Origin of the sequence: Brevundimonas sp. (genome assembly GCF_036676055.1) — a bacterium.
GTDB lineage: Bacteria > Pseudomonadota > Alphaproteobacteria > Caulobacterales > Caulobacteraceae > Brevundimonas.
Genome location: NZ_JAKFDS010000010.1, coordinates 1 through 7700, shown reverse-complemented (window position 1 = coordinate 7700; position 7700 = coordinate 1). Strand labels below are relative to the sequence as shown.

Below are 7700 nucleotides of genomic sequence, written 5' to 3'. Positions count from 1 at the left end.
GAAGCTGCACGAGTGCGGCCTGCCCAAGAAGATGGCGCTCGAGCTGTTCAAGCCGTTCATCTATGCGCGCCTTGACGCCAAGGGCCTGTCGGGCACCGTCAAACAGTCCAAGCGCATGGTCGAGCGCGAGCAGCCGCAGGTGTGGGATATCCTCGACGAGGTCATCCGCGAGCACCCGGTGCTGCTGAACCGCGCCCCGACCCTGCACCGCCTGGGCATCCAGGCGTTCGAGCCGAAGCTGATCGAGGGCAAGGCCATCCGCCTGCACCCGCTGGTCTGCACCGCCTTCAACGCCGACTTCGACGGCGACCAGATGGCCGTTCACGTCCCGCTGTCGCTTGAAGCGCAGCTGGAAGCGCGCGTCCTGATGATGTCGACGAACAACATCCTGTCGCCCGCCAACGGCAAGCCGATCATCGTGCCGTCGCAGGACATCGTCCTGGGCCTCTACTACCTGTCGCTGGTCAAGGAAGGCGAGAAGGGCGAGGGCAAGCTGTTCGCCAACATGGGCGAGATCGATGCAGCGCTCGACGCGGGCGTCGTTACCCTGCACACCAAGATCAAGGCTCGCTGGACCGAGATGAACGCCGCCGGCGAAGTCATCACCAAGGTCATCGATACGACCCCGGGCCGGATGAAGCTGGGCGCCCTGCTGCCGCACAACCCGAACATCGGCTACCGCCTGCTCGAGAAGAACCTGACCAAGAAGGAGATCGGCAACCTGATCGATCAGGTCTATCGCCACTGCGGTCAGAAGGCGACGGTCATCTTCGCCGACCAGATGATGCAGCTGGGCTTCCGTGAAGCGGCCAAGGCCGGCATCTCCTTCGGCAAGGATGACATCGTCATCCCGGCCGCCAAGGCCACCCTGGTCGCCGACACCCGCACCCAGGTCGAGGAGTACGAGCAACAGTACGCCGACGGCCTGATCACCAAGGGCGAGAAGTACAACAAGGTCGTCGACGCCTGGGCCAAGGCCACGGACAAGATCGCCGATGCGATGATGGGCGAGATCGCCCAGCCGCGCGTGCTGGCCAAGGGTCAGAACCCCGACATCAACTCGGTGTTCATGATGGCCAACTCCGGCGCCCGTGGTTCACAGGCGCAGATGAAGCAGCTGGGCGGCATGCGCGGCCTGATGGCCAAGCCGTCGGGCGAGATCATCGAGACGCCGATCATCTCGAACTTCAAGGAAGGCCTGACCGTCCTCGAGTACTTCAACTCCACCCACGGCGCCCGTAAGGGTCTGGCCGACACCGCGCTGAAGACCGCCAACTCCGGCTATCTGACGCGTCGTCTGGTCGACGTGGCGCAGGACTCGATCGTCACCGAAGACGATTGCGGCTCGACGCGGGGCATCACCCTGCGCGCCGTGGTCGAAGGCGGCGACGTGCTGGTCTCGCTGGGTCAGCGGGTCCTGGGCCGTTACGCGGCCGAGGACATCAAGGAGCCCGGCACCGACAACGTCCTGTTCCCGGCCGACACCTACCTGCAGGAAGAGGAAGTCGAGGTCATCGACGAGGCCGGCGTCCAGTCGGTCAAGGTCCGCTCGGCCCTGACCTGCGAGGCCGAGGCCGGCATCTGCGCCTACTGCTACGGCCGTGACCTGGCCCGCGGCACCAACGTCAACATCGGTGAAGCGGTCGGCGTCATCGCCGCCCAGTCGATCGGCGAGCCCGGCACCCAGCTGACGATGCGGACCTTCCACATTGGCGGCACGGCCCAGGTCGCGGAAACCTCGTTCTACGAGGCGACCAACGCCGGCGTGGCCCGGATCAACGGCCCGACCGTCAAGGCCGCGCACGGCGATCTGGTGGCGATGAGCCGCAACGTCACGATCACCATCGTGGTCGACGGCAAGGACCGCGAGACCCACAAGCTGCCCTACGGCGCCCGCCTGCGGGTCACCGAGGGCGCCGAGGTCAAGCGCAGCCAGCGCCTGGCCGAGTGGGACCCCTACACCTCGCCGATCCTCACCGAAGTGGGCGGCACGATCCGCTTCGAGGACCTGGTCGAGGGCCTGTCCGTCAAGGAAGAGACCGACGAGGCCACGGGCATCGCCCAGCGCGTCGTCTCCGACTGGCGCGCCAGCCCCCGCGGCGCGGACCTGCGTCCGGCCATGGGCGTCACCAAGGGCGACGAATACGCCAAGCTGGCCTCGGGCTCCGACGCCCGCTACCTGCTGCCGGTGGGCGCGGTTCTGTCCGTGAACAACGGCGATGTGGTCAAGCCGGGCGAGATCATCGCCCGCGTCCCGACCGAGGGCGCCAAGACCCGCGACATCACCGGCGGTCTGCCGCGGGTGGCCGAGCTGTTCGAGGCCCGTCGTCCCAAGGACTGCGCGGTCATCGCCGAGATGGACGGCCGCGTCGAATTCGGTCGCGACTACAAAAACAAGCGCCGCATCAAGATCACGCCCGAGCCCAATGCCGACGGCGTGCAGGGCGAGGCGGTCGAGTTCCTGATCCCGAAGGGCAAGCACATCTCCGTCCACGACGGCGATCTGATCCAGAAGGGCGACTACATCATCGACGGCAACCCGGATCCGCACGATCTGCTGCGCATCCAGGGCGTCGAGGCGCTGGCCGAATATCTGGTGAACGAAGTGCAGGAGGTCTACCGACTGCAGGGCGTGCCGATCAACGACAAGCACATCGAGGTGATCGTTCGCCAGATGCTGCAGAAGGTCGAGATCCTCGACTCCGGCGAAACCACCCTGATCCGTGGCGACACGGTCGAGGTGGCGGAAGCGGTGCTCGAGAACCAGAAGGTCGAGAAGCGCGGCGGCCGTCCGGCCACCACCCAGCCGGTCCTGCTGGGCATCACCAAGGCATCGCTGCAGACCCGCAGCTTCATCTCGGCGGCGTCCTTCCAGGAGACCACCCGCGTCCTCACCGACGCCTCGGTCAACGGCAAGAAGGACACGCTGGAAGGCCTGAAGGAGAACGTCATCGTCGGCCGGCTGATCCCGGCGGGCACCGGCGCCTACCTCCGCGCCCTGCAGAAGGTCGCCAACGAGCGTGACGCCGAACTGACCCAGGCCCGCGAAGAGGCCATCGAACCGCTCCCGGCCGACCTGGCCCTGGAGCTGGAGAACAGCGAAGGCTGATCTCCGGGTTCGAACTGAACTGAAGGGGCGGCTCCGGCGACGGGGCCGCCCTTTTTGTCGTCGGCGGGGGCGGGAGGAGAGGTCAGTCCTCCTCCTCCTCCCGTATCCGATCACGCCGGGTGCGGATGTTCGTTGTGGAGTCCGGGCGCAGGGACGGGTCCAGAAGCGCTCCGGCCACGCCCATGCCGAAGTTCGAGCCCGGTCCTTCCTGCGGTCCGACCACGCCGATCCCGCCGCTGAGCGGGCGCCGTCGCGCCTCGTAGCGGGCCAGGGCGCGGGCGCCTTCGCGGGCGAAGCGGCCGTCGCGCGCCGGATCGCCCGTGCCCTCGATCGGCGCGGCGGCGGCGGCGCGGGCGCCGAAACGATCGTCGCAGACCGCCCGCTCGGCGTCGCTCAGCAAGCGCGGGTTGGCGCAGCCGACCGGGCTGGTCCGGAGGCCGCGCCCGACCCGGTCGCCCATGGTCTCGGGCCGCACCTGCCATGGCGCCGTGCCGACATCCCCTGGCGGCGCCGGGGCTCCGGCGGCGACGGCCCGTGGCGAGGGCGAACTGGGCTGGTCGCCGGCCGCCGCAGACCCGGTCGCGCCGGTGGTGTCGTTCAGGCGGGTTCCCGCGTCGGGAATCGAAGGCATGACCGTGTCCGGGCGGGGCGTCTCCCGCGTCCGCGCGGTCTCGCCGCGGAGCAGGGGGCGGGGTTCGATCTCGGCGAAGATCACCGTCCGTGGGAACGGATCGCCGTGGGGTTGCTCTTCGCCGTAGAGGCGCGGCGGTTCGAACGCCTTGAAACCGATATAGCCCAGCACGAGGACGTGCAGCCCGACCGACAAGGCCACGATCGCCGGCTTGCGCCAGCGTTCGGCCCGCGACGGCCAGACAAGCCTCAGGTCCCGCATCGTCCCTCCGCGTCCTCCACCGCCAGTTGAGGGGGCGAGCGTGGCGGTATTGCGGCCCGGTCCCGACGCGGCCTGCGTCGCCCGCCGCCCTTGACCGCGGACCCCTCCCGGCGTAGAAGCCGCCCACTTTCGAGGCGGGCGCGTCAGCGTTCGTCGGGATCGTGACAATCGAACGACCGGGCTGTCGCCCGCCGGAACGCCCGAAGCGCGCGTTCCGGCTTTTCTGTTTGTCGCGTTCGCTGCTCGAAATCAAACCCGGGGCGGCGCATCGGCGTCGTCCGAAAAGAAGGCTCACCGGGGCGCTCCGGCCGAAAGGCACACGCCCCCATCGATTAGAAGAGAACGAGTACTCGATGCCGACTATCAACCAGCTGATCCGCAAGCCGCGCGCCCCCAAGCCGGTCCGTAACAAGGTCCCGGCCCTGAAGGGCTGCCCGCAGCGCCGCGGCGTCTGCACCCGCGTCTATACGACGACCCCGAAGAAGCCGAACTCGGCTCTGCGTAAGGTCGCCAAGGTGCGTCTGACGACCGGCATCGAAGCCGTGTGCTACATCCCCGGCGAAGGCCACAATCTTCAGGAGCACTCGGTGGTCCTGATCCGCGGCGGCCGCGTCAAGGACCTTCCCGGCGTTCGCTACCACATCCTGCGCGGCGTGCTCGACACGCAGGGCGTCAAGGACCGCAAGCAGCGCCGTTCGCACTACGGCGCCAAGCGTCCGAAGTAAGCGAACCCGCTCCACCAGATTTTCCCGGCCCGGCCGGGGACCCAGAGACCGTTTCAGAAGGCCCAGCCCATGTCCCGTCGTCACCGCGCACAGAAGCGCGAAGTTCTGCCGGATCCCAAGTTCAAGGATCTGATCGTCACCAAGTTCATGAACTACGTCATGTACGAGGGCAAAAAGGCCGTCGCCGAGAATATCGTCTACGGTGCGTTCGACATCCTGGCCGACAAGAAGAAGGACCAGGAGCCGGTCGCGACCTTCCACGCCGCGCTCGACAACGTGGCCCCGGCCGTCGAAGTCCGCTCGCGTCGCGTTGGCGGCGCCACCTATCAGGTGCCGGTCGAGGTTCGCCCCGATCGCCGTCGCGCCCTGGCCATCCGCTGGCTCGTCAACGCCGCCCGCAAGCGCGGCGAGAACACCATGACTGAAAAGCTGGCTGCCGAACTGCTGGACGCTTCGAACAACCGCGGCACCGCGGTCAAGAAGCGCGAAGACACCCACAAGATGGCCGAAGCCAACCGCGCCTTCAGCCACTACCGCTGGTAACGCCTTCAAGGAGCCGTCTTCGGTTCCTATCTACCGACTATCCGGCGCGGGCGGTTTGAGCTAAATCGCCCGCGCCCGCTTATCCGAAACATTCCCGAGGCGCCGCCAGCGGCGCCGCATTGACCGCAAGGCACGCTCCCATGCCCCGCACGCATAAAATCGAAGACTATCGCAACTTCGGCATCATGGCCCACATCGACGCGGGCAAGACGACGACGACGGAGCGGATCCTCTATTACACCGGCAAGTCCCACAAGATCGGCGAAGTCCATGACGGCGCCGCCACCATGGACTGGATGGACCAGGAGCAGGAGCGCGGCATCACGATCACGTCGGCCGCGACGACCGCCTACTGGAAAGAGAAGCGCCTCAACATCATCGACACCCCCGGGCACGTCGACTTCACCATTGAAGTCGAGCGTTCGCTGCGCGTGCTCGACGGCGCCGTGACGGTGCTGGACGGCAACGCCGGCGTCGAGCCGCAGACCGAGACGGTCTGGCGTCAGGCTGACAAGTACAAGGTTCCGCGGATCGTCTTCGTCAACAAGATGGACAAGATCGGCGCCGACTTCGACGCCTCGGTGCAGTCGATCCGCGATCGCCTGGGCGCCAAGGCCGTGCCGATCCAGTTCCCGATCGGCGCCGAAAGCTCGCTTACCGGCCTGGTCGACATCGTCTCCATGACCTCGGTGATCTGGGACAACGACGCCCTTGGCGCGAACTACACCGTCGGCCCGATTCCGGCCGACCTGGTCGACAAGGCCAATGAGGCCCGTCAGTACCTCATCGACAACGCTGTCGAACTCGACGACGAGGCGATGGAAGCCTACCTCGACGGACAGGAGCCCTCGCTCGAGACGCTGAAGAAGTGCATCCGCAAGGCTGTGCTGACTGGCGCCTTCTACCCGATCCTGTGTGGCTCGGCCTTCAAGAACAAGGGTGTCCAGACCCTGCTCGACGCCGTCGTCGACTATCTGCCGTCGCCGGTCGACATTCCGCCGACCCCGGGCATCGACTTCAAGACTGAAGAGCCGGTCGTGCGTCGCGCCTCGGACGACGAGCCCCTGTCGATCCTCGCGTTCAAGATCATGGACGACCCCTTCGTCGGCTCGCTGACCTTCTGCCGCCTGTACTCCGGCAAGATGGAGACCGGCCAGAACCTGCTGAACTCCAGCCGCGACAAGCGCGAGCGGGTCGGCCGCATGCTGCAGATGCACTCGAACAACCGCGAGGACATCAAGGAAGCCTACGCCGGCGACATCGTCGCCCTGGCCGGCCTCAAGGACACCCGCACCGGCGACACCCTGTGCGATCCCCTGAAGTCGCCGGTCATCCTCGAGAAGATGGAATTCCCTGCGCCCGTGATCGAGATCTCGGTCGAGCCCAAGACCAAGGCCGACCAGGAGAAGCTGGGCGTCGCCCTGGCCAAGCTGGCTTCGGAAGACCCGTCGTTCACCGTCTCGACCGATCACGAGTCGGGCCAGACCATCCTCAAGGGGATGGGCGAACTGCACCTCGACATCAAGATCGACATCCTGCGCCGCACCTACAAGGTCGACGCCACAATCGGCGCGCCGCAGGTCGCCTATCGGGAATCGCTCGGCCGCAAGGTCGACATCGACTACACTCACAAGAAGCAGACCGGCGGTACGGGCCAGTTCGCCCGCGTCATGATCACCTTCGAGCCCGGCGAGCCCGGCTCGGGCTTCGTGTTCGAAAGCGCGATCGTCGGCGGCGCGGTGCCCAAGGAATACATCCCGGGCGTGGAAAAGGGCCTGATGTCCATCAAGGACAGCGGTCTGCTGGCCGGCTTCCCGCTGATCGACTTCAAGGCGACGCTGACGGACGGCAAATACCACGACGTCGACTCCAGCGTGCTGGCGTTCGAAATCGCGGCCCGCGCCGCCTTCCGCGAACTGAAGGAGAAGGGCGCGCCCAAGCTGCTCGAGCCGATCATGGCCGTCGAGGTCGTGACCCCGGAAGAGTATCTGGGCTCGGTCATCGGCGACCTGAACGGCCGTCGCGGCATGATCCAGGGTCAGGACATGCGCGGCAACGCCACGGTCGTGAACGCCTTCGTGCCGCTCGCGAACATGTTCGGCTATGTGAACACCCTGCGGGGCATGTCTCAGGGCCGCGCCGCCTTCACCATGCAGTACGACCACTATGAGCCGGTGCCGCAACACGTCGCCGACGAAGTGATCAAGAAGTACAGCGCCTAACCACCCAATTCCCGGCGGGCTCCGGTCCGCCGGGGCCCCTGAAAACCCAAGGACAAGCCCCCTGTTCAGGGGACGGAGAGAAGAGAATGGCCAAGGAAAAGTTCGAACGTAACAAGCCGCACTGCAACATCGGCACGATCGGTCACGTGGACCATGGCAAGACGACGCTGACGGCGGCGATCACGATGGTTCTGGCCAAGGCCGGCGGC

6 protein-coding genes are annotated in these 7700 nt (G+C 66.6%); 5 read left to right on the top strand and 1 reads right to left on the bottom strand.

The window, feature by feature from the left end; genetic code table 11:
- On the top strand, positions 1-3109 hold a 3109-nt coding region (gene rpoC / locus V6M45_RS01865; RefSeq protein ID WP_332653628.1), incomplete at its 5' end, for a DNA-directed RNA polymerase subunit beta'.
- A gap of 82 nt (positions 3110-3191) precedes the next feature.
- Here rpoC and V6M45_RS01860 read toward each other — a convergent pair.
- Complete coding sequence (locus V6M45_RS01860; protein WP_332653627.1) at positions 3192-4001, bottom strand: hypothetical protein; 810 nt, start codon at positions 3999-4001, stop codon at positions 3192-3194.
- A gap of 353 nt (positions 4002-4354) precedes the next feature.
- Here V6M45_RS01860 and rpsL point away from each other — a divergent pair, with 353 nt between their 5' ends.
- The 4 genes from rpsL to V6M45_RS01840 all read left to right on the top strand — a co-directional run.
- The gene (gene rpsL, locus V6M45_RS01855) at positions 4355-4726 is read left to right on the top strand and encodes a 30S ribosomal protein S12 (protein ID WP_056453566.1); all 372 of its coding nucleotides are present in this window, start codon (positions 4355-4357) and stop codon (positions 4724-4726) included.
- A gap of 69 nt (positions 4727-4795) precedes the next feature.
- Positions 4796-5269: a 30S ribosomal protein S7 gene (rpsG, locus tag V6M45_RS01850; protein ID WP_259554944.1), complete on the top strand. Its 474-nt coding sequence runs from the start codon at positions 4796-4798 to the stop codon at positions 5267-5269.
- A gap of 140 nt (positions 5270-5409) precedes the next feature.
- Positions 5410-7491, top strand: a complete 2082-nt coding sequence (gene fusA, locus V6M45_RS01845) for an elongation factor G (RefSeq protein WP_332653624.1) — start codon at positions 5410-5412, stop codon at positions 7489-7491.
- A gap of 86 nt (positions 7492-7577) precedes the next feature.
- Positions 7578-7700 (top strand): GTP-binding protein (locus V6M45_RS01840; protein ID WP_332653630.1); only part of this gene is annotated, 123 nt, incomplete at its 3' end.

Coding starts and splice junctions, on each gene's coding strand:
- V6M45_RS01860 (WP_332653627.1), bottom strand. CDS start 4,001: ATGCGGGACCTGAGGCTTGTCTGGCCGTCGCGGGCCGAACGCTGGCGC.
- rpsL (WP_056453566.1), top strand. CDS start 4,355: ATGCCGACTATCAACCAGCTGATCCGCAAGCCGCGCGCCCCCAAGCCG.
- rpsG (WP_259554944.1), top strand. CDS start 4,796: ATGTCCCGTCGTCACCGCGCACAGAAGCGCGAAGTTCTGCCGGATCCC.
- fusA (WP_332653624.1), top strand. CDS start 5,410: ATGCCCCGCACGCATAAAATCGAAGACTATCGCAACTTCGGCATCATG.